18 protein-coding genes are annotated in these 20,904 nt (G+C 71.0%); 9 read left to right on the top strand and 9 right to left on the bottom strand.

The features are described from left to right. The coding region (locus VFQ84_RS02540) for a serine/threonine-protein kinase (protein WP_325128900.1) at positions 1-2,110 on the bottom strand (2,110 nt) is incomplete at its 3' end. A 4-nt stretch (positions 2,111-2,114) separates the two neighbouring features. Beyond that, positions 2,115-2,660, bottom strand: coding sequence for an ECF-type sigma factor (locus tag VFQ84_RS02535; RefSeq protein ID WP_325128898.1), 546 nt, complete (start codon positions 2,658-2,660; stop codon positions 2,115-2,117). 126 nt (positions 2,661-2,786) lie between these two features. On the opposite strand from VFQ84_RS02535, the gene VFQ84_RS02530 reads away from it, so the two are divergent. Further along, the gene (locus VFQ84_RS02530) at positions 2,787-4,025 is read left to right on the top strand and encodes an adenylate/guanylate cyclase domain-containing protein (protein ID WP_325128896.1); all 1,239 of its coding nucleotides are present in this window, start codon (positions 2,787-2,789) and stop codon (positions 4,023-4,025) included. Between the two features lie 3 nt (positions 4,026-4,028). Here VFQ84_RS02530 and VFQ84_RS02525 read toward each other — a convergent pair whose 3' ends face one another. Together VFQ84_RS02525 and VFQ84_RS02520 are read right to left on the bottom strand one after the other, a co-directional pair. Beyond that, positions 4,029-4,796: an ABC transporter permease gene (locus VFQ84_RS02525; RefSeq protein WP_325128894.1), complete on the bottom strand. Its 768-nt coding sequence runs from the start codon at positions 4,794-4,796 to the stop codon at positions 4,029-4,031. Continuing rightward, entirely contained in the window at positions 4,793-5,728 is a 936-nt protein-coding gene (locus VFQ84_RS02520) for an ABC transporter ATP-binding protein (RefSeq protein WP_325128893.1), read from the bottom strand. The genes VFQ84_RS02525 and VFQ84_RS02520 overlap by 4 nt, the downstream gene beginning before the upstream one ends. A 117-nt stretch (positions 5,729-5,845) precedes the next feature. Here VFQ84_RS02520 and VFQ84_RS02515 point away from each other — a divergent pair, with 117 nt between their 5' ends. From VFQ84_RS02515 to VFQ84_RS02500, 4 genes are all read left to right on the top strand, one after another. Next, the gene (locus VFQ84_RS02515) at positions 5,846-6,598 is read left to right on the top strand and encodes a ferredoxin--NADP reductase (protein ID WP_414636988.1); all 753 of its coding nucleotides are present in this window, start codon (positions 5,846-5,848) and stop codon (positions 6,596-6,598) included. A 96-nt stretch (positions 6,599-6,694) separates the two neighbouring features. After that, positions 6,695-8,140 carry an alpha/beta fold hydrolase gene (locus VFQ84_RS02510; protein ID WP_325128890.1) on the top strand — a complete coding sequence of 482 codons (1,446 nt, stop codon included), beginning with the start codon at positions 6,695-6,697 and terminating at the stop codon, positions 8,138-8,140. Next, positions 8,137-8,871 carry an ATP-binding cassette domain-containing protein gene (locus tag VFQ84_RS02505; RefSeq protein ID WP_325128888.1) on the top strand — a complete coding sequence of 245 codons (735 nt, stop codon included), beginning with the start codon at positions 8,137-8,139 and terminating at the stop codon, positions 8,869-8,871. The genes VFQ84_RS02510 and VFQ84_RS02505 overlap by 4 nt, the downstream gene beginning before the upstream one ends. Continuing rightward, positions 8,868-10,043 (top strand): ABC transporter permease, encoded by a 1,176-nt coding sequence (locus tag VFQ84_RS02500; RefSeq protein WP_325128886.1) that lies wholly within the window; start codon positions 8,868-8,870, stop codon positions 10,041-10,043. Before VFQ84_RS02505 ends, VFQ84_RS02500 begins: the two co-directional genes overlap by 4 nt. Positions 10,044-10,128: 85 nt before the next feature. Here VFQ84_RS02500 and VFQ84_RS02495 read toward each other — a convergent pair whose 3' ends face one another. Continuing rightward, positions 10,129-11,133, bottom strand: coding sequence for an energy transducer TonB (locus VFQ84_RS02495; RefSeq protein WP_325128884.1), 1,005 nt, complete (start codon positions 11,131-11,133; stop codon positions 10,129-10,131). Positions 11,134-11,610: 477 nt separating this feature from the next. Here VFQ84_RS02495 and VFQ84_RS02490 point away from each other — a divergent pair, with 477 nt between their 5' ends. Continuing rightward, complete coding sequence (locus VFQ84_RS02490; RefSeq protein WP_325128882.1) at positions 11,611-12,837, top strand: alpha/beta hydrolase; 1,227 nt, start codon at positions 11,611-11,613, stop codon at positions 12,835-12,837. Between the two features lie 27 nt (positions 12,838-12,864). Here the strand turns inward: VFQ84_RS02490 and mnmE are convergent, their stop codons facing one another. The 4 genes from mnmE to rpmH all read right to left on the bottom strand — a co-directional run bounded on the left by mnmE (position 12,865) and on the right by rpmH (position 16,774). Beyond that, positions 12,865-14,193: a tRNA uridine-5-carboxymethylaminomethyl(34) synthesis GTPase MnmE gene (mnmE, locus tag VFQ84_RS02485; protein ID WP_325128881.1), complete on the bottom strand. Its 1,329-nt coding sequence runs from the start codon at positions 14,191-14,193 to the stop codon at positions 12,865-12,867. A 169-nt stretch (positions 14,194-14,362) separates the two neighbouring features. After that, complete coding sequence (gene yidC / locus VFQ84_RS02480; RefSeq protein WP_325128879.1) at positions 14,363-16,093, bottom strand: membrane protein insertase YidC; 1,731 nt, start codon at positions 16,091-16,093, stop codon at positions 14,363-14,365. Between the two features lie 51 nt (positions 16,094-16,144). Further along, positions 16,145-16,582, bottom strand: coding sequence for a ribonuclease P protein component (gene rnpA / locus VFQ84_RS02475; protein WP_325128877.1), 438 nt, complete (start codon positions 16,580-16,582; stop codon positions 16,145-16,147). 51 nt (positions 16,583-16,633) lie between these two features. Beyond that, positions 16,634-16,774, bottom strand: a complete 141-nt coding sequence (gene rpmH / locus VFQ84_RS02470; protein ID WP_146907677.1) for a 50S ribosomal protein L34 — start codon at positions 16,772-16,774, stop codon at positions 16,634-16,636. A 179-nt stretch (positions 16,775-16,953) separates the two neighbouring features. Here rpmH and dnaA point away from each other — a divergent pair, with 179 nt between their 5' ends. The 3 genes from dnaA to recF all read left to right on the top strand — a co-directional run bounded on the left by dnaA (position 16,954) and on the right by recF (position 20,789). Next, the gene (gene dnaA / locus VFQ84_RS02465; protein WP_325128873.1) at positions 16,954-18,279 is read left to right on the top strand and encodes a chromosomal replication initiator protein DnaA; all 1,326 of its coding nucleotides are present in this window, start codon (positions 16,954-16,956) and stop codon (positions 18,277-18,279) included. 235 nt (positions 18,280-18,514) lie between these two features. Then, positions 18,515-19,615 carry a DNA polymerase III subunit beta gene (gene dnaN, locus VFQ84_RS02460; protein WP_325128871.1) on the top strand — a complete coding sequence of 367 codons (1,101 nt, stop codon included), beginning with the start codon at positions 18,515-18,517 and terminating at the stop codon, positions 19,613-19,615. Between the two features lie 91 nt (positions 19,616-19,706). After that, positions 19,707-20,789 carry a DNA replication/repair protein RecF gene (gene recF / locus VFQ84_RS02455; RefSeq protein WP_325128869.1) on the top strand — a complete coding sequence of 361 codons (1,083 nt, stop codon included), beginning with the start codon at positions 19,707-19,709 and terminating at the stop codon, positions 20,787-20,789. Positions 20,790-20,904: the final 115 nt, after the last annotated feature.

Raw genomic sequence — 20,904 nt, 5'->3', positions numbered from 1 at the left:
GGCCAGGATCTTCCCCGTCGGCGCGCGCCCACTCCTCGCTCGCCGCATCCAGGGCGACCAGGGCGGCATCGAACTTGCCCTCGCGCGCCAGCAGGCGGCCAAGGTTGAAGCGCGCCGCGGCGCGGGCGCTGCTCGGGGCGTCGAACAGACGGTCGTGGATCGCCAGGGCGGCCTCGATGCGCTGGTGCGCGCCGATGAAGTCACCCTGGTACATGCGCAGGCGCGCGTTGTTGGAGAGGACGATGGCAGCACCGACGTCACGCGCCCCGCTCGCCTCCGCGGCCGCCACCGCGGCCTCCGAGAACGGCAGCGCGTCGGCGTAGCGCCCGACGCTGCTGTAGATGACCGCCAGGTCGGCGCCCGCCCGCGCCGCGACCCCCGCGGGCAAGTCGTCGCGGCCGACCACATCGCGATGGATGGCCTCGAACAGCCCCACCGCTCCCGCGTAGTCCTGCCGCGCCGCCAGCGCCATGGCCCGCGTCCGCCGGAGGCCCAACAGGTCCGGTCCGGGCGGGGCGTCGCCTTCGAGCGCCGCCTGGATCGGGATGGCCTCGGCCAGGGCGGCGTCCGCCAGCGCGAAGTCGCCGCGCGCCATGGCGAACGACGCCTGCCGACGCAGCGCCTGGACCAGGATCGTGGGCGCCAGCGCCTGGTCCTGGCGCGCCAGGGCGACGGCCTCGGCGATCAACCCGGCCGCTTCGTCCGCGCGCGCACGGGTCTGGAACACGTTGGCGATCGCCGAGAGCATCTGCGCGCGCAGCGCCGGCTCGCCGGAAGCCGGGTCGCGGGCGCGCTCGACGCCGAGGTCGAGCAGTTCGGCGGTGGTCGGCAGTTCGTCGCGGGGCCGGTTGGGCAGCTGCGCCGAGAACAGGCCCAGCACGAAACGGTTGAGCGCCTCGGCGCGGTCGCGCTCGCGCTCGGCCGACTGCCGCGACTGCTCGGCCTCGGCCTGGGCCGCCTGCGCGGCCTGCGCCTGGGCGCGCGCCTCGCCGGCCTGCCACAGGCTGATCGCGGTGCCGGCCAGCAGGCTCAGCACCAGCGCGCCGGCCAGCGCCGTCGGCACCGGATTGCGCTGCAGCCAGCGCGCAAGGCGATAGCCCCGGCCGCCGCGGCGGGCCTGCACGGGGTGGCCGCTGCGCCAGGCCCGCAGGTCGTCGGCGAAGGCGGCGGCCCCGGCGTAGCGCTGCGCCGGGTCGCGCAACAGCGCCTTGGCCAGGACCTGCTGCAGATCGTCCGGCAGCGCCGGCGCCGCCGGCAGCACCACTTCGCCCTGGCCCGGCGGCCAGGCCGGCGCCGCGTCGAACACCAGCGCATGCAGCAGCGCGCCCAGGCCGTAGACGTCGGTGGCGGTGGAGATGCCGCGGCCCTCGCGCTGCTCCGGCGCCGCGTAGCGCGGCGTGAACGGATAGTTGCCGCCATGGGTGAGTTCGGACGCGCCCGCCTCGAGTACCCGCGAGATGCCGAAATCGAGCAGCACCACGTGGCCCTCGGCATCCACCATGACGTTGCCGGGCTTGATGTCCCGGTGCACCACCAGGTGGCGATGCGCGTGCGCGACGGCATCGGCGACCGCGGCGACGCCCTCGGCGAGGGCGGCGAGGCCGGGCCGCGTGCGCCGGCACCAGGCGTCGATCGGCTCGCCCTCGACCAGGGCCATCGCGAACCAGGGCCGGCCATCGGGCGCCACGCCGGCGTCGTACAGCGAGGCGATGCCCGGATGCCGCAGCTGCGCCAGGATGTTGATCTCGCGTTCGAAGCGCGCCATCGCCGGGGCGTCCGGCGTCGGCAGCGCCAGCAGCTTCACCGCGGCGACCTGCTCCTCGGGCGCCACCGTCGAGCGCGCGCGGTACACCACCGACATGCCGCCGCGCCCCAGCACCGGGCCGATGCGCCAGCGGCCCAGCTGCTCCGGGGCGCCGGCGTCGGGCAGGCGCTGGTCCAGCGGACCGCTGCCGGCATCGGCGCGCTGCATGCGCTGCACGCGTTCGCGCACGCCGCCCGGGGCGGCGGCCAGTGCCTCCGCGGCAGCTGCGGGGTCGAGGTCGCGCAGGCGCTCGAACAGGGCGATCGCGTCCTGCCACAGCCGGGGATCGGTATCGTCGCGGGCCATCGGTTCATTCCATCATGGCGTGCAGGGCTGCCCGGGCGCTCGCCCAGTCTCGTTTCAAGCTACGTTCCGAGCGGCCCAGCAGTGCCACCAGTTCCGGGAACTCCAGGCCGGCGAAGAAGCGCAGCTCCACCAGGCGGGCCTTGTCGGGACTGGCCCGGGCCAGGCGCTCCAGGGCCTGGTCGAGCTCCAGCACCTGTTGGGGCGGCAGTTCCTGCACCAGCGACTCATCCAGCTCGACCCGCACCAGGCCGCCGCCGTGGCGCTCGGCCAGCCGCCGCCGCGCGTGGTCGACGATGATCCAGCGCATCGCCTGCGCCGCGGCCGCGAAGAAATGCTGGCGGCTCTCGAGCGCGATCTCGCCGCCGGCGAACAGGCGCAGGTAGGTCTCGTGCACCAGCACCGTGGGCGACAGCGTGGCGTCGCCGCCCTGCGCCAGCCGCGAGGCGGCCAGGCGGCGCAGCTCGGCGTAGAGCAGCTCGAAAGCGCGGGTCAGCGCCTGCGGATCGCCGTCGCGGGCGGCGTTGAGCCATTGCGTGATGTCGCCAGTCATCGTTCCGGCCCCCTGCGGAAACGGCCCGAACTTACCCTGCCCGCCCCGGGCTTGGCCAGCGCGGCCACCGCATCTCCATCGCCTGCGTTAGGCTGCGGAACACACCGCGCCCCGGAAGAAGATTCGATGAAGCATTGGCTGCCCACGGCCTGGAAACGACTTCAGCGTCCGTCCGCCGCGGCGGTGGGCAATGCGCGCTGGCGGGTGTTCGCGGCGTCCTGCGCGCTGCTGGGACTGTTGGCGCACCTGGTGCTGCTGCCCTGGTTCCTCTGGCGCGGCGTGCCCGAGCTGGTGACCTACAGCCTGCTGACGCTGCCGGTGTACCTGTTCGCGGCCTGGGTGTTCGTCCTGCGGCCGGGCCTGCCGCGAGGCTGGCACCTGGCCGGCACCGTGGGCGTCGGCCTGGAGCTCGCGGGACAGGGCGCGCTGGCGACCTGGCTGCTGGGCTGGGGCGCGGGCTTCCACTACTACCTGCTGCTGGTGCCGCTGGTGGTGCTGTTCTCGCCGTTCGGCCGGCCGCGGCAGCGCGCGCTGCTGTCCGCCGCCGTCGGCCTGGGCTACCTGGCGCTGTGGGACGCGAGCGGCCGGTTCGCGCCGGTGTACGCGCTGCCGCCCGACGAGCTGCGCGGCTACCTGGCGGCGAATTTCGCGCTCGTGTTCGTGGTGGTGATGGCCATCGGTTTCCTGTTCGAGCGCGCGGCCACGCGGATGGAAGGCGAGCTGGAGTGGGAGCGGCAGCGCTCCGAGCGCCTGCTGCTGAACACGCTGCCGGCGGCGATCGCGCAGCGGCTCAAGGACCGGCCGGACGAAGCCATCGCGGAACGGCACGCCGAGGTGTCGGTGCTGTTCTGCGACATCGTCGGCTTCACCCGGCTGGCCGAACGGCTGCCGCCGGAGGCGCTGGTGGACCTGCTCAACCGCGTGTTCACCGCCTTCGACGACCTGGCCGACGCGCACGGCGTGGAGAAGATCAAGACCATCGGCGACGCCTACATGGTCGCCGCCGGCCTGCCCGTGCCGCGCCCCGACCACGCCGCGGTGCTGGCGGACCTGGCGCTGGGCATGGTCGCGGCGGTGGCCGCGCTGCGCGCCGAGACCGGCCTGGGGCTGGACGTCCGCATCGGCATCCACAGCGGCCCGGTGGTGGCCGGCGTGATCGGCCGGCGCAAATTCGCTTACGATCTGTGGGGCGACGTGGTGAACACCGCGGCGCGGATGGAATCGCACGGCGTGCCCGGCGCCGTGCAGGTGACCGAAGCCACCGCACGCCTGCTCGGCGCGCGCTATCCGCTGGCGCCGCGCGGCGAACTGGACGTCAAGGGCAAGGGCGGCATGCCGGTGTTCCTGCTGCAGCCGCCCGGCTGAGGCTCAGCTGCGCAGGCCGATGCCTTTCTTCAGCAGCCACAGCCCCAGCGAACCCAGCGCCAGCACGAAGCCGGTCATCAGCGCGAACGCCGTGGTCATCGACACGTCGCTCTGGCCCAGCAGGCCGTAGCGGAAGGCGTTGACCATGTAGAAGATCGGGTTGAGGTGGGTGGCCGCCTCGGCCCAGTCCGGCAGCAGCTTCACCGAATAGAACACGCCGCCAAGGTAGGTGAGCGGGGTGAGGATGAAGGTCGGGACGATGGCGATGTCGTCGAACTTGCGGGCGTAGACCGCGTTCACGAAGCCGGCCAGCGAGAAGATGGTCGCGCCCAGCAGCACCGTCGCCAGCGTGATCAGCGGATGCGGGATGCGCACCGGGGTGAAGAACATCGCAATGCCCAGCACGATCGCGCCGACCATCAGCCCGCGCAGCACGCCGCCGGTGACGTAGCCGCCCAGGATCACCCAGTTGGGCATCGGGCTGACCAGCATCTCCTCGATGTGGCGGCCGAACTTGGCGCCGAAGAAGGACGAGCTGATGTTGCCGTAGGCGTTCTGGATGATCGACATCATCACCAGGCCCGGCACGATGAAGTCCATGTACGAGATGCCATCCATGGTGCCGATGCGCGACCCGATCAGGTTGCCGAAGATCAGGAAGTACAGGGTCATGGTGATGGCCGGCGGCACCAGGGTCTGGCCCCAGATGCGCAGGATGCGCGAGACCTCGCGGCGGGCGATGGTGCGCAGGGCGGTCAGGTTCTGGCTCACGCGGCTTTCTCCGGCTGGCCGGTGAGGCGCACGAACAGCTCCTCGAGGCGGTTGGACTTGGTGCGCATCGAGCGCACGCGGATGCCGGCGTCGCCGAGCGCGGCGAACACGCGGTTGAGGTCCATCTCGCGCGGCATCTCGACGTCCAGCGTGTGGGCGTTTTCGGCCAGCAGGGTGGCGCCCTCGATCCGCGGCAGGGTGGCGGGCAGGTCGCCGTCGATGTCGAGCAGGAAGCCCTCGACGTCGAGCTTGGCCAGCAGGGTGCGCATCGGGCCCTGCTCGATGATCTGGCCACGGTCGATGATGGCCAGGTTGCGGCACAGGCTCTCGGCTTCCTCGAGGTAGTGCGTGGTGAGGATGACCGTGGTGCCGGCGGCGTTGACCTCCTTGAGCGTCTTCCACATGCCGCGGCGGATCTCGATGTCGACGCCGGCGGTGGGTTCGTCGAGGATCAGCAGCCGGGGCCGGGTCATCATGGCGCGGGCGATCATCAGCCGGCGCTTCATGCCGCCCGACAGGGTGCGCGACATGGTGCGGGCCTTGTCCCAGAGCTGGGCCTTCCTGAGCTCTTCCTCGGCGCGCTTCTCGGCTTCTGCACGCGGGATGCCGTAGAAACCCGCGTAGTTGACGCAGATGTCGAACGGCTGCTCGAACATGTTGAAGTTGATCTCCTGCGGCACCAGGCCGATCTGGCGCATGGCCTCGGAGCGCTGGGCGTGAAGATCGATGCCGAAGACCTTCACGTCGCCCGAGGTCTTGTTCACGAGTGAACTGACCACGCCGATGAGGGTGGACTTGCCGGCGCCGTTGGGGCCGAGCAGGGCGTAGAAGTCGCCGGGGGCCACGGTGAGCGAGACGCCCTTGAGCGCCTGGACGCCGGTGGCATAGGTTTTCCGGAGATCGGTGATCTCGAGTGCGGGATGGTTGGACATGGGTCTCCTGGACCGCGCCGGCGCTGCGCCGGAGGTCTGCGGGCCGTATTATATCGGCCTTGCCGCCCCGCCCCCGGGATCCTTGCGGTACACAGTTTCCTGATTCCGGAGTCCGTCTTGGCCATCGTGCAGTTCCCGCTACGCCTCGTCGCCAGCCGCATGCTGGCCCCGACCGTGCGCCACCTCGCCTTCGCGCGTGACGATGGCCAGCCGCTGGACTTCATCCCGGGGCAGTTCGTGCAGGTGCACTTCAACTATCCCGACGGCACGCCGACCAAGCGCAGCTATTCGCTGGCGACCATGCACGACCACGCGATGGGCCCGGGCGAGGCGATCGAGATCGCGGTCAGCTACGTCGCCGGCGGCGCCGCCACGGCCCTGTTCGAGGCGATGGACGAGGGCCAGCAGATCCAGGCCAGCGGTCCCTACGGCCGCTTCTGCCTGGTGCCGGCCGACACCAACCGCCGCTACCTGCTCATCGGCACCGGCACCGGCATCACGCCCTACCGGGCCATGCTGCCGCGGCTGGCCGAACTGATGGCCGAACGTGGCGTCGAGGTGGTGCTGCTGTTCGGCTGCCGCAAGCCCGAGGAGCTGATCTACGGCGAGGACTTCTACGCCTTCGCCCAGGCCCATCCGAACTTCCGCTTCGTGCCCTGCTTCAGCCGCGAACTGCCGGCCGACCCGCACCCCGACGTGCGCCAGGGCTATGTGCAGGACGTGCTGGCCGAGTTCGCGCCCTCGGCCGAGGGCGACATCGCCTACCTGTGCGGCAACCCGAACATGGTCGACGCCACCTTCGAGGTGCTCAAGGCCGCCGGGCTGCCGGTGCCGCACATCCGCCGCGAGAAGTACGTCAGCAGCAAATAGCCGCCTGCCCTGGCCGGCCCGGGCGGCGGCCTGTCACCTTTTGCGCCGACGGCCGTCTGTTATCCCTGACACCCGCCGTACGACCCTGAGGTCACCATGCGAAGACTGCTACCCGTCGCCCTGCTCCTGCTGTCGCTGCCGGTTTCGGCGCGCACGCTGGGCAGCCTGGAGTTCAAGCCCTGCGAGCTGGCCCAGCCCGGCTCGGGCGCGACCCGGCAGGCCGAGTGCGCCACGCTCGAGGTGCCGGAGGATCCGTCCAGGCCCGACGGCCGCAAGATCACGCTGAAGGTGGCGCTGGCCGCCTCCAGCGCCGCCGAGCCGGCCGCCGATCCGCTGGTCTACTTCGCGGGCGGCCCCGGCCAGGCCGCGACCGAGGCCTTCGCCAGCGCGGCGCCGGCGCTGGCGCGGGTGCGCGAGAAGCGGCACCTGCTGTTCATGGACCAGCGCGGCACCGGCGGCTCGAACCCGTTGGCCTGCCGGGCGCCGGTCGAGCTGGACCTGGCCTCGCCCAGCGCCGAGCAGCAGGTGCAGTTCGCGAAGGACTGCCGTGACTCGCTCGATGCCGACCTGGCGATGTACACCACCAGCGTCGCCGCGGCCGACGTCGAGGCGCTGCGCCAGGCCATCGGCGCGCCCAAGCTCAATCTCTACGGCGGCTCCTACGGCACCCGCATGGCGCAGGAATACGCGCGCCAGCAGCCCGGCGCCGTGCGCAGCATCATCCTGGACGGCGTGGTGCCGCCGGGCCTGGTGCTGGGCAGCGAGCATGCGATCAACCTGGAGTCGGCGCTGGAGCGGATCTTCGCCAACTGCGCCGAACGGCCCGGCTGCCAGCAGGCCTTCGGCGATCCCTACCGCACGCTGTACGCGCTGCGCGACCAGGTCCGCGCCCACCCGCTGCCGGTGAACCTGCGCGATCCGCTGACCCACCAGGTGCGCGAGCTCCGGCTCGACGAAAGCGCGGTGGTGGTGATCGCGCGCCTGTTCGCCTATGCGCCGGAAACGGCGGCGCTGCTGCCACTGCTGCTGGACGAGGCCGCCAAGGGCCGGCCGCAGTCGCTGGTGGCGCAGGCGTCGCTGGTGTTCGATTCGCTGGTGGGCATGATCAACCACGGCATGCAGCTGTCGGTGATGTGCGCCGAGGACGCGCCGAGGATGCAGGCGCGTCCGGAGGACAAGGACCTCGTGCTCGGCGATGCGCTCATCGGCGGCTCCCTGGCCCAGTGCAGCGTGTGGCCCAAGGGCGTGGTGTCGGAGGACTTCCACGCACCGCTGGTGACCGACGTGCCGACGCTGCTGCTGTCGGGCGAGTTCGATCCGGTGACCCCGCCGCGCTACGCCGAGGAGGTGGCCAAGTCGCTGGGCAAGTCCCGCCACCTGGTCGGCGCTGGCCAGGGCCACATCCTGCTGCCGCGCGGCTGCACGCCGCGCCTGGTCGGCGAATTCGTCGACAAGCTCGACCCCGAAGGCCTGGACGCCAGCTGCCTGGAGGCGCTGGGCCCCGTGCCCTTCTTCCTGAACTACAACGGAGCCGAGCCGTGATCGAAGTCCGCGATTTGCACAAATCCTTCGGCAAGGTGACCGCCGTCGACGGCGTCGGCTTCTCGGCCGCCGATGGCCAGATCACCGGCCTGCTGGGCCCCAACGGCGCCGGCAAGACCACCTCGCTGCGCATGCTCTACACCCTGATGAAGCCCGATCGCGGCCAGGTGCTGGTGGACGGCATCGACGCCAACACCGACCCCGCCGGCGTGCGCCGCCGGCTGGGCGTGCTGCCGGATTCGCGCGGCCTGTACAAGCGGCTGACCAGCCGCGAGAACATCCGCTACTTCGGCCAGCTGCACGGCATGGACGACGCCCTGATCGCGCAGCGCACCGAGGCGCTGGCCAAGGCGCTGGAGATGGGCGACATCATCGACCGCCGCACCGAGGGTTTCTCGCAGGGCCAGCGGGTGAAGACCGCGATCGCCCGGGCGCTGGTGCACGACCCGCGCAACGTGATCCTGGACGAGCCCACCAATGGCCTGGACGTGATGGCGACGCGGGCGATGCGGCGCTTCCTGCTGCAGCTGCGCGCGGAGGGCCGCTGCGTGCTGTTCTCCAGCCACATCATGCAGGAGGTGGCGGCGCTGTGTGACCGCATCGTCATCATCGCCCGCGGCCAGGTGGTGGCCGAGGGCACGCCCGACGAGCTGCGCGCGCAGACCGGCGAGGACAACCTGGAGGACGCCTTCGTCAAGGCGATCGGCACCGAAGAAGGACTGATGGCATGAAGGCCGCGCTCGTCGTTTTCCTCAAGGAAGTCAAAGAAAACCTGCGCGACCGCAAGACCGTGGTCAATGCGCTGGTGATGGGGCCGCTGCTGGGGCCGGTGTTCTTCGCCATCATGATGGGCTTCATCATCAACAAGCAGCTCGACAGCGCCGAGAAGCCGCTGGTGCTGCCGGTGATCGGCGCCGAGCACGCGCCCAACCTGGTCGGCTGGCTGGTGCAGCAGGGCGTCGAGATCGCGCCCGCGCCGGCCGATGCCGAACAGGCCATCCGTGACCGCAAGGCGCGGGCGGTGCTGGTGATCCCGGCCGACTTCGGCGACTACTGGCGCAAGGGCCAGACCGCGCAGGTGCAGGTGCTGTTCGACAGCTCCGACCAGGACGGCCGGGCCCCGAAGTCGCGCATCGGCGCCCTGCTCGAGGCCTATGGCAGCCAGCAGTCGGCGCTGCGGGTGGCGGCACGAGGCCTGCATCCGGCGCTGCTGTCGCCGCTGGTGGTGGCCGACCGCGACCTGGCGAGCACGCAGCAGCGTGCGGGCCAGCTGCTCGGCTTCCTGCCGTACCTGCTGGTGCTGGGCGCCTTCCTGGGCGGCATGTACCTGGCCATCGACACCACGGCCGGCGAGCGCGAACGGCAGTCGCTGGAGCCGCTGCTGGCCAATCCGGCCACCCGGGCCGACATCGTGCTGGGCAAGCTAGGCGCCACCGCGGGCTTCGCGATGGCGAGCATGATGCTGAGCCTGGTGGCGTTCGCGATTGCGTTCCAGCACATCCCGCTCGAGCGGCTGGGCATGCGCATCGACTTCGGCCCGGGCCTGATCCTGCGCGCCGGCCTGCTGATGGTGCCGCTGGTGATGTGCTTCGCCGCGCTTCAGACGATCGTCGCCGCCTACGCCAAGAGCTACCGCGAGGCGCAGACCTACCTGTCGCTGCTGATGCTGGTGCCGATGCTTCCCTCGGTGATCCTGATGATCAACCCGATGAAGGGCGAGCTGTGGATGTCGGCGGTGCCGCTGCTGTCGCAGAACGTGCTGGTGATGGCCCTGGCCCGCGGCGAGGCGGTGGCGCTCGCGGACTTCGCGCTGAGCTTCGGCGCCAGCCTGGCCCTGGCCGTGGGCCTGGTCTGGGTGGCGATCCGCATCTACCACCGCGAGCAACTCGCCGTCTCCGCCTGACCCCTTTTCCCGTGACCCCTTTCCTTGGGGAAGAAAAAGGCCCGGCATTGCCGGGCCTTTCTGTTTCACCGTGCCTGGCCGCGGATTACATGCGGAAGGTGAAGGTGCGGGTCAGCGTGGCCGGCTGGTCCATCGGCTGGAAGCGCCAGTCGCGGACGGTGGCCAGCACTTCGCGGTCGAAGGCGCCGCGCGGGGTGGCGCGGACGACGCGGACGTTGCTGACGCTGCCGTCGGCCGCGATGCTGATCTCGACCGTGATCTCGCCGGTGATGCCCGAACGCGCCGCCGAAGCCGGGTAGGCCGGCTGCGGGGTGCGGATGCCGATCGGGGTGGTGGCGCGCGGCGGCGGGGCCGGGCGGGCCGGGGCCGGAGCCGGCGGCGGAGTGACCGGCTGGGCCGCGACCGGGGCCGGGGTCGGCGCCGCGGGGGTCGGCTCGGGCGTCGGCTCGGGGGTCGGCGGCGGCGTGGGGGCCGCGGCGGCGGCCGCGGCCGCGGCGGCGGCGCGCTGGGCGGCGGCTTCGGCGTCACGCAGGCGCTGTTCTTCGCGGGCGGCTTCCTGGGCCACGCGCTCGGCGGCGCTGGCCTGGCCCTGGGCGATGGCGTCGGTGATGCGCGGCAGCGACGGGGTCTGGGCGTCGGTCTTCTCGATCAGGCCACGCAGGCGCTCGGCCTCGGCGAAGTCCTCGCGGTTGATGGCCTGTTCGGCCGCGATGATGGCGTAGGGCATCAGGTCGATCAGGGCGCTTTCGGCCAGCGGGTCGACTTTTTCGCTGCGGGCGCGCAGGGCCAGGTAGTACTCCATGGCGTTGTCGCCGGCGGGGGCATACAGACGCTGTTCGCGCAGGGCCTGGCTGCCGCGGGCCTTGAGGTCATCGACGCTGAGGCTGGCCAGGGCGGCTTCGGCGGCCTGGGCGGCTTCCTGGGCGGCGACTTCCTCTGCGGTCGGGCCCGCAGGCTGGGCCGGAGCGGCCGCGGGGGCCGCGGCCTCGGGGGCCGCTTCGTCCTTGGAGCAGGCGGCGAGGGTCAGGCCCAGCGCCAAAGCAATGCCCCAGCGCAGGGCGCTGGACGAGGTGGAAGTCGTAGCGGTCATGTCTTTCCCCTGAAAAAAATCACCAAATCATGACGTTCAGCACATAAGAGTTTGGCCGGTTTGTCAAGCCGGTTTCGTTGCGAAGCTTGATCCGGCGCACAGATTGGGGCCTTATCGCGAGGCTGGCCGCCTGGCCCTCGCCGGGCGGCGCAACGACCTTCCAACCTGGGGATATCCATGCGCAAGGCCCTTCTTGGCTGCCTGCTGGTGCTGGGGCTGCTCGCCGCCGCCGGCTGTTCGACCCTGCCCCCGCCGGTGGAAGCACCGCCCGTGGCCTCGGCGCCTCCGCCTCCGCCTCCGCCTCCGCCGCCGCCTCCGCCGCCTCCGCCTCCTCCGCCTCCTCCGCCTCCTCCGCCGCCCCCGCCGCCCCCGCCGCCCCCGCCCCCGCCTCCGCCTCCGCCGCCGGCGAGCCAGGACGCCGCGGTCGCCGCCCAGGCCGAAGCAGCTCGCGCCGCCGCGCTGGCGCGTGAGCAGGCCATGGCCGAACGGGCGCAGGCCGAACGGGCGCAGGCCGAGCGCGCCATGGCCGAGCTGGCCGCCCGGCAGCAGCGCGAGTTCGAAGCCCGGCGTGCCAGCGAAGGGCCGACCGCCGCGCCGGCCCGGCCGGCCGCCTCCCGGCCGCCGTCGGCCCGCCCACCCTCGGCCCGGCGACCGGCTCCGCTGCCGGCGCGTCCCGCGGTCGACCCCGACAGCAACTACGCGACCATGCGCGTGTTCTACGCCACCGATCGCGAGGCCGCGCGCAATTTCACCGACACGCCGGTGGCCGAACGCTACGGCCCCGCGCGCGGCAAGGTCGAGTACGGCACCGCCGAGGTCAGCATTCCGCGTGAGCACCAGGCCGGCCTGCTGGAGTCGCCGTCGATCCTGCGGCTGGAGTTCCGCGAGGATCCGGCGCGGCACGTGGTGCTGATGGCGGTGCAGCGGCGTTCGCGCGAGCTGTTCTTCCGCGAGCTCTCGGAGCGGGTGCAGCGGTCGGAGGGCGGCAACGCCTTCCTGTTCGTGCACGGGTACAACGTGGCGTTCGCGGACGCGGCCCGGCGCACCGCGCAAATGTCCTACGACCTGGCTTTCGATGGCGCCGCGGTGTTCTACAGCTGGCCGTCACAGGCTTCGCTGCCCGGCTACACCGTCGATGAGTCGAACATCGAATGGTCGACGCCGCACATCAAGGACTTCCTGGTCGATTTCGCCGAAAAGTCCGACGCGCAGAACCTTTACCTGATCGCGCACAGCATGGGTAACCGGGGCCTGACCCGCGCGCTGCAGTCGCTGGTGCAGGAGCGGCCGGACCTTCGCGGTCGCTTCCGCGAGATCATCCTGGCCGCGCCGGACATCGATGCCGAGGTGTTCCGCCGCGACCTGGCGCCGGCGCTGCGCCAGGCCGGGCAGCGGGTCACGCTGTATGCCTCGTCGAACGACCTGGCGCTGCAGGCCTCGAAGCAGGTGCACGGCTACGCGCGCGCGGGCGACTCCGGCGATGGCCTGATGGTGCTTCCGGGCGTCGAGACCATCGATGCCACCGGCGTCGACCAGAGTGCGCTGGCGCATTCGTACTTCGTCGAGTCCCGGCCGGTGATCCGCGACATCCTCGACCTGCTGCGGCACAACCTGCCGGCCGATCGCCGGGCCGGCCTGGTCGTGGGCCAGCATCCGGGCGGGTCGTTCTGGCGCTTCCGGGAAGTGGCGACGCCGGAGCCGTAAGGCGTCGGCGTAGCCGGCGCGGGCCGGCTACTTGCCGATGCAGAAGTCGCCGAAGATGCGGCCCAGCAGGGCGTCGGCGTCGACGCGGCCGGTGATTTCGCCCAGGGCGTCCTGGGCCTGGCGCAATTCCTCGGCGGCCAGTTCGCCGGCGCCGTGGTGGAGTTGGGCGGCCGCGCGGGCGAGGGCGTCGGCGCCGCGCGCCAGCGCATCGACGTGGCGGGCCCGCGCGCTGAAGCTGCCGTCCGCGCCTTCGCCCAGGCCCGCGGCCTCCCGCAGCGCGGCGCGCAGGGCGTCCAGCCCCTGGCCATCGCGGACCGACAGCCACAGGTGGCGGCCGTCGGCGCGGGACTGCGGGGCGGGCACGCTCGCCAGCAGGTCGGCCTTGCTGTGCAGCCACAGCACGGGCACGCCCGCCGGCAGCGCCAGCGCCGGCGCGGAACCGGTGGCGTCGACGACCGCGAGCACCAGGTCGGCCTTGTCCAGCTCCTCGCGGGCGCGGCGGATGCCTTCGCGCTCGACCAGGTCGGGCGCATCGCGCAGGCCGGCCGTGTCGACCAGGGTCAGTTCGATGCCGTCGATGCGGATGCGCTCGCGCAGCAGGTCGCGGGTGGTGCCGGCGATGGCGGTGACGATGGCGCGGTCTTCGCCGGCCAGCGCATTGAGCAGCGAGGACTTGCCGGCATTGGGCGCGCCGGCGATCACGACGTGCAGGCCATCGACCAGGCGCCGGCCGCGCTCGGCGGCGGTACGCAGGGCGTCGAGCTGGGCGGCGACGCGCTGCAGTTTCTCCTGCAACTCGGGCGCGGCCAGGAAGTCGATTTCCTCGTCGGGAAAGTCCAGCGCGGCCTCGATCCAAACCCGCAGGCCGGTGAGGCCCTCGACCACCTGGTCGACGCGGCGGGAGAACTCACCCTCCAGCGATCGCCGGGCCGCGCGCGCCGCCGCCTCGCTGCCGGCGGCCACCAGGTCGGCGACCGCCTCGGCCTGGGCCAGGTCCAGCCGGCCTTCCAGGAAGGCGCGTTCGGTGAACTCGCCCGGCCGCGCCGCGCGCGCGCCCAGCGCCAGGCAGCGCCGCAACAGCTGGCCCAGCAGCACGGGGCTGCCATGGCCCTGCAGCTCCAGCACGTCTTCGCCGGTGTAGGACTGTGGCCCCGGGAAGAAGATCAGCAGGCCGTCATCGATCACCGCGCCGTCGGCGTCGCGAAACCGCAGGTAGTGCGCCTGCCGCGGGATCGGCGGGCGCCCGAGGAAGGTGGCCGCGATCGCCCGGCATCCGGCGCCACTGAGGCGCACGATCCCCACGCCAGCCGCCCCGGCCGCCGTCGCAATCGCCGCTATCGTCTCGCGCTGGGTCATGGGAGTGCGTGCTCTAACGCGGATCAAAGCGGATTAACGCGGATTGACGCGGATAAAGCAAAGGCAGGAAAAGAAAAGGGAAGCACGCCGTGCTCCCCTTTTCCTTGCTTCTTCCTGCTCTTGATCCGCTTTGATCGACGTTGATCCGCTCTGATCCGCGTTCGATTCCTTACTTGCTCACCGCCGCCGCCGGCTTGTCGCCGTGGCGCTTGCTGATGACGTACTGCTGGGCGAGGCCGAGGATGCCGTTGGTGCACCAGTACAGCACCAGGCCGGACGGGAAGAAGGCCATCATCACGCCGAACACCAGCGGCATGAAGGTCATGATCTTCTTCTGCATCGGGTCCATGCCCGGGGTCGGCGTCATCTTCTGGGTGAGGTACATCACCACGAGGTTGATCACCGGCAGGATGAAGTACGGGTCCGGCGCGGTCAGGTTCTGGATCCAGCCCAGCCACGGCGCCTGGCGCATCTCGACGCTCTCGAGCAGCATCCAGTACAGCGCGATGAAGACCGGGATGGTGATCAGGATCGGCAGGCAGCCGGCGGCGGGATTGACCTTCTCCTTCTTGTACAGGTCCATCATCGCCATCTGGAACTTCTGCTTGTCGTCGCCGTAGCGCTCCTTGAGCGATTCGATGCGCGGCTGGATGGCGCGCATCTTGGCGAAGCTCTGGTACTGCTTGGCCGACAGCGGATACAGGAACAGCTTGATGATCAGGACGGTCAGGATGATCGCCCAGCCCCAGTTGCCGCCGGTGACGTGGTCATGCAGCGGCTTGAGCACGTAGTCGAACATCGGCTGGGCGAGGAAGGTGAAGATGCCGTAGTCCAGCGTCAGCTTCAGGCCCGGCGCGATGTCCTGCATCTGCTCCTGCAGCTTGGGGCCGACCCAGAGCTGCATCTCGCGGGTCACCGACAGGCCCGGGCCGACTTCGATCGGCGCGCTGACGCCGCGGACCAGGTAGCGGGTCGTGGCGCCCGGCAGCGCGTTGATCTCGAAGCGCTGCGCTTCCTTGTCGGACGGCACCCAGGCCAGCGCGAAGTGATGCTGCAGCATCGCGATCCAGCCGCCGGTGGTTTCGCGGGTCTGCGCGCCATCCTCGAGGATGTTGGCGATCTTGTGCTTCTCGAAGCCGTCTTCCGGGCTGTACCAGGCCGGACCGACGAAGCTGTAGGTCTCGGGGTTGGTGAGGCCGAAGGTGCGCGGGGCGGGCGGCAGCGGCACGCGCTGCAGCTGCTCGTAGGCGTTGCCGCGCCAGGCCTGGCTGCCCTGGTTGCGGATTTCCTGGCGCACGGTGATCGCGTACGAGCCGCGGGTGAAGACCAGGGTCTTGCGCACGCTCAGGCCGGTGGCCGGGTCTTCCCAGACCATCGGCACCTCGAGCTGTTCGCTGCCGTCGGCCAGCTGGTAGTTGCTGCGGCCGTCCTCGGTCCGGAACGCGGCCTCGTGGGTGGGCGCGGTGCCGGTGCTGGCGATCAGGCCCGACTGCGCGACCGAGTAGTGGATCGGATCGGTGGCGAGCAGGCTCACCTTCACGTCCGGCTTGTCCTTGTCGACCGGGTAGGCCAGCAGGTCGGCGCCGACCAGGCTGACGCCGCGCGGATCGACCTGCAGGCGAAGCACGTCGGTGGTGACCGTGACCAGGCCCGCGCTGGGCGCGACCGGGGCCGCGGTCGGCACTTCGCCGGCGACCGCACTGGCGGAGGGCGCGGCGGCGGCGGACGGCACCGCCGAGGCGGCGGGTACGTCGCCTCCCGTCGGGATGGCGTCGGCGGCGGTGGCCGGGGCGCTGGATGCGACCGGGGCGGGCTGGGCCGGGCCCTTGCTCCACTCCATGAAAAGAAGGGTGGCAACGGCAAGCCAGGCGATCAGCAGGAAGGAACGGGTCTGGTTCATGGGCAGGCTGCGGGCGCCGGCGTGGGGCCGGGGCCGGGCACGTGGTCTCGGTCAGGAATCGGAGGCGGGGCGTTCGGACGCGCCCGGGGTGGCCGGCATTGTGCCGGGCGGGGGCGTGGGCTTCAACGACCGGGCGCGTTCGAGCAGCTGCTGGAACTGTGCGCGAAGGTCGTCGCTGCTGAGTTGGCTGGCGCCGGGCTGGGCGATCAGCACGTAGTCGCCGGGCGGCAGCTGGTCGCGGCCGCCGCGGAAGAGTTCACGCGCCAGCCGCTTGATGCGGTTGCGGCCCACGGCGCGCTTGTCGACCTTCTTGGACACGGCAACGCCGAGCCGAGGCACGGAGGCATCGGCCCGGACGTGGGCATGCAGTCGCAGCTGGGGGCTGGAGAGCCGGCGCCCCCCCTTGAACACCGCCTGGAACTCGGCGGAAACGCGCAGGCGCGCGCTCGGGGGGAAGGTCTTCGGCGGGGCGGGCGGGATCGTGTTCACGGTCCCTGGCTATGGCCCGCAGGTCGTCGCCGGCAAGCCGGCGAAAACGCGTCAGACGGCCAGGCGGGCCCGGCCCTTGGCGCGGCGGCGCGAGAGGATCTTGCGGCCGTCGGCGGTCTTCATGCGAGCACGGAAGCCGTGGTCACGCTTACGCTTGAGGTTGCTGGGCTGGTACGTGCGCTTGGTGGCCATGGTGGCACCCCGGTTAAAGTTTTGGGCGGAAAAGACTGCGGACTATAGCGGCCCGGCGGACCCCACGTCAAGCCAATCCCGCGTGGCGGGCATCGCCCCGCGGCGCTAGACTGCGTCCCCCCGATCACTTATCCACAGCGGCGCCCTGGCGCCACTGCTCCCCGGACTTACGCTTGAACATGGATGCTGCCTGGCCCCGCTGCCTGGAACGACTGGAAGCCGAACTGCCGGCCGAGGAAATACACGCCTGGCTCCGGCCCCTGCAGGCCGAGGCCCGGGGCGACGGGCTGACCCTGTACGCGCCCAACGCCTTCGTGGTCGACCAGGTGCGCGAGCACTACCTCGACCGCATCCGTGAGCTGATGGCGCACTTCACCGGCGGCCCGGCCCCGGTGGCGCTGGCCGTGGGGTCGATCAAGCGCGCCGAGGCCCCGCTGGCCGGCACCATGCCGGCGGCGACCCGCCCGGCGCCCGCGGTGGCCTTCGCCGGCAACCTCGACGGCCACTACACCTTCGACAACTTCGTGGAAGGCCGCAGCAACCAGCTCGGCCGCGCCGCCGCCCTGCAGGTGGCCCAGAACCCGGGCAAGGCCTACAACCCCCTGCTGCTGTACGGCGGCTCGGGCCTGGGCAAGACCCACCTGATGCACGCGGCCGGCAACCTGATGCGGTCCAACAACCCGGGCATGCGGGTGCTGTACCTGCGGTCGGAGCAGTTCTTCAGCGCGATGATGAAGTCGCTGCAGGAGAAGTCGATGGACCAGTTCAAGCGCCAGTTCCAGCAGGTGGACGCGCTGCTGATCGACGACATCCAGTTCTTCGCCGGCAAGAACACCACCCAGGAAGAGTTCTTCCATACCTTCAACGCGCTGTTCGACGGCAAGCAGCAGATCATCCTGACCTGCGACCGCTACCCGCGCGAGGTAGAGAACCTCGAGACCCGGCTCAAGACCCGCCTGACCTGGGGCCTGAGCGTGGCGATCGAACCGCCCGATTTCGAAACCCGCGCCGCCATCATCGCCGCCAAGGCGATCGAGCGCGGGGTGAAGCTGCCCGACGACGTCGCCTACCTGATCGCCAAGCGCATGCGCTCGAACGTGCGCGACCTCGAGGGCGCGCTGAACACGCTGGCGGCGCGCTCGAACTTCATGGCCAAGCCGATCACCGCCGAGTTCGCCCAGGAAACCCTGCGCGACCTGCTGCGGGCGCAGCAGCAGGTGGTGTCGATCAGCAATATCCAGAAGACCGTGGCAGACTACTACCAGCTGCGCATGGCGGACCTTTTGTCGAAGCGGCGGACCCGTTCATTGGCGCGTCCGCGGCAGATGGCGATGGCCCTGTCCAAGGAACTGACCGAGCACAGCCTGCCGGAAATCGGCGATGCCTTCGCGGGCCGGGACCATACGACCGTGATGCACGCCTGCAAGGTCATGCGCGAACTGCGCGAGATCGACGGCAAGCTGCGGGAAGACTGGGACAAGCTGCTGCGTAAACTCAGTGAATGATCTTTGCGCCAGGCCGGGCGCGAGCGTTGGGGACGGCCTGTGGACAAGCTGGGGATGCCTGGAAGGGCAAGAAGTTATCCACAACTTGTGTCACCCTGTCCCAACCCTGGCGCACAGGCTTAGCGGTACGATAAAAACGTTTTGAATCAGTGGGTTGGATGAGTTATCCGGAGATTTTCGGCCCTCCACCACCACCACTTTTTGAAATATCCACTCTTGGAGCTTGGGGATCCGCATGCGTTTCAGCCTGACGCGAGAAGTCCTACTCAAACCCCTTCAGCAGGTCGTGAACGTGGTCGAGCGCCGGCAGACCCTGCCCGTGCTGGCCAACCTGCTGGTCAGCGTCGAAGGCAGCAAGCTGTCGATGACGGGCACCGACCTCGAGGTCGAAATGGTCGCCCGTTCGGACGTGGACGACGCCCAGGCGGGCGAAACCACGATCCCGGCGCGCAAGCTGTTCGAGATCGTCCGCGCCCTGCCCGACGGCAGCCGCGTCACCATCAGCCAGACCGGCGACAAGGTGACGGTGCAGGCCGGACGCAGCCGTTTCACGCTGGCCACCCTGCCCGGCAACGATTTCCCGGCGGTCGAAGACCTGGACCTGGTCGAGCGGATCCGCGTGCCGGAAGCTGCCTTGAAAGAGCTCATCGAGCGCACCGCGTTCGCCATGGCCCAGCAGGACGTGCGCTATTACCTCAACGGCCTGCTGCTGGACCTGCGCGAGGACTCGCTGCGCTGCGTCGCCACCGACGGCCATCGCCTGGCCCTGTGCGAAGCCCCGCTGCCGGCCGGTGCCCAGACCCGCAAGCAGATCATCCTGCCGCGCAAGGGCGTGCTGGAGCTGCAGCGCCTGCTGGAAGGCGGCGACCGCGAGGTCGAGCTGGAAGTCGGCCGCAACCACCTGCGCATGCGCCGCGAGGACGTCACCTTTACCTCCAAGCTCATCGACGGCCGCTTCCCCGACTACGATGCGGTCATTCCGATCGGCGCCGACAAGGAAGTGAAGGTCGACCGCGAGGCCCTGCGTGCCGCCCTGCAGCGCGCGGCCATCCTGTCGAACGAGAAGTACCGCGGCGTGAAGCTGGAGATCAGCCCGGGCCAGCTGCGCATCGTCGCGCACAACCCGGAGCAGGAAGAGGCCCAGGAAGAAGTCGAGGCCGAAACCAAGGTCGACGGCCTGGGCATCGGCTTCAACGTCACCTACCTGCTGGATGCGCTGAGTGCGCTGCGCGAGGAGTTCGTCATCATCAACCTCCGCGACGCCAATTCGTCGGCCCTGGTCCGCGAGGCCAGCCACGAGCGCAGCCGCCACGTGGTGATGCCGCTGCGTCTGTGACCCGACCGCTTCCCGCGACCCCCTGCCGCCCGGTTCCTGCCGGGCGGCCTCGTTTCTGGCCCCGGCGGGCGGAACGAGCGGTCCTTTTCCCATGCGCCTGACCCGCCTGGACATCCAGCGCCTGCGTTGCCTGCAGGCGGTCGAGTTCCGCCCGGCGCCCGGCCTGAACCTGGTCACGGGCGGCAACGGCGCCGGCAAGACCAGCCTGATCGAGGCCATCCACCTGTTGGGCTACGGCCGCTCCTTCCGGGGCCGGGTCCGCGACGGCCTGATCCGCACCGGCAGCCCGAACCTGGAGCTTTATGCCGAATGGCTGGACGGCCAGGGCCGCACCCGCCGGGCCGGCCTGCGCCACGGCGGCAGCGACTGGGAGGCGCGCCTGGACGGGGCGCCGGCCCCCAGCCTGACCGAACTCTGCGCCGAGCTGGCCGTGGTGACCTTCGAACCCGGCAGCCACGAGCTGATTGCCGGCGGGGCGGAACACCGGCGCCGGTTCCTGGACTGGGCGCTGTTCCACGTGGAACCGGCCTTCCTGCCGGTCTGGCGGCGCTACGCCCGGGCCCTGAAGCAGCGCAACGCCCTGCTCAAGCGCGGGCCGGGTCCGGCGGCGCTGGCGCCCTGGGATCGCGAGCTGGCGGAGGCGGGCGAGGCCCTGAGCCGCCTGCGCGCCCTGTACCTGGAGCGCCTGGAGCCGGTGCTGGCCGGGACCGCCCGCGAGTTCCTGCCCGAGCTGGGCGAAGCCGGCCTGCGCTTCCTGCCGGGCTGGCGCCGCGAGGACAGCCCGCTGGAGGACGCCCTGCTGCTGGCCCGCGAGCGGGACCTGGCCCTGGGCTACACCAGCCTGGGCCCGCATCGCGCCGACTGGCGGGTCGACTACGTCGGCCTGCCGGGCCGCGAGGCCCTGTCGCGCGGCCAGGAAAAGCTGACCGCGCTGGCCTGCATCCTGGCCCAGGCCCGCGCCTTCGCGGCCGACAAGGGCGAGTGGCCGCTGGTCTGCCTGGACGACCTGGCTTCCGAGCTCGATCGCGCCCACCAGCACCAGGCCCTGGCCTCGGTCCTGAGCTCGGGCGCCCAGGTCATCCTGACCGCCACCGAGGCGCCCGCCGAGCTTCCGGGCGCGCTGGGCCCCCAGAAGCGGTTCCACGTGGAACAAGGGCGCCTGCAGACGCTCTGAGCGCCCGCATCGGGGCGGCGCACGCCGTCCTCACGCGCTATACTCGGTACTCATTATTTATAGGCGCGCCGCGGCTTCCCCGGGAGTCGCCCGCGCGCCGGTGTGGCCCAACGTG

Origin of the sequence: Arenimonas sp. (genome assembly GCF_035721105.1) — a bacterium.
Lineage (GTDB): Bacteria > Pseudomonadota > Gammaproteobacteria > Xanthomonadales > Xanthomonadaceae > Arenimonas.
The sequence above is the reverse complement of the archived record's forward strand: the minus strand, read 5'-3'. Positions and strand labels throughout refer to the sequence as shown.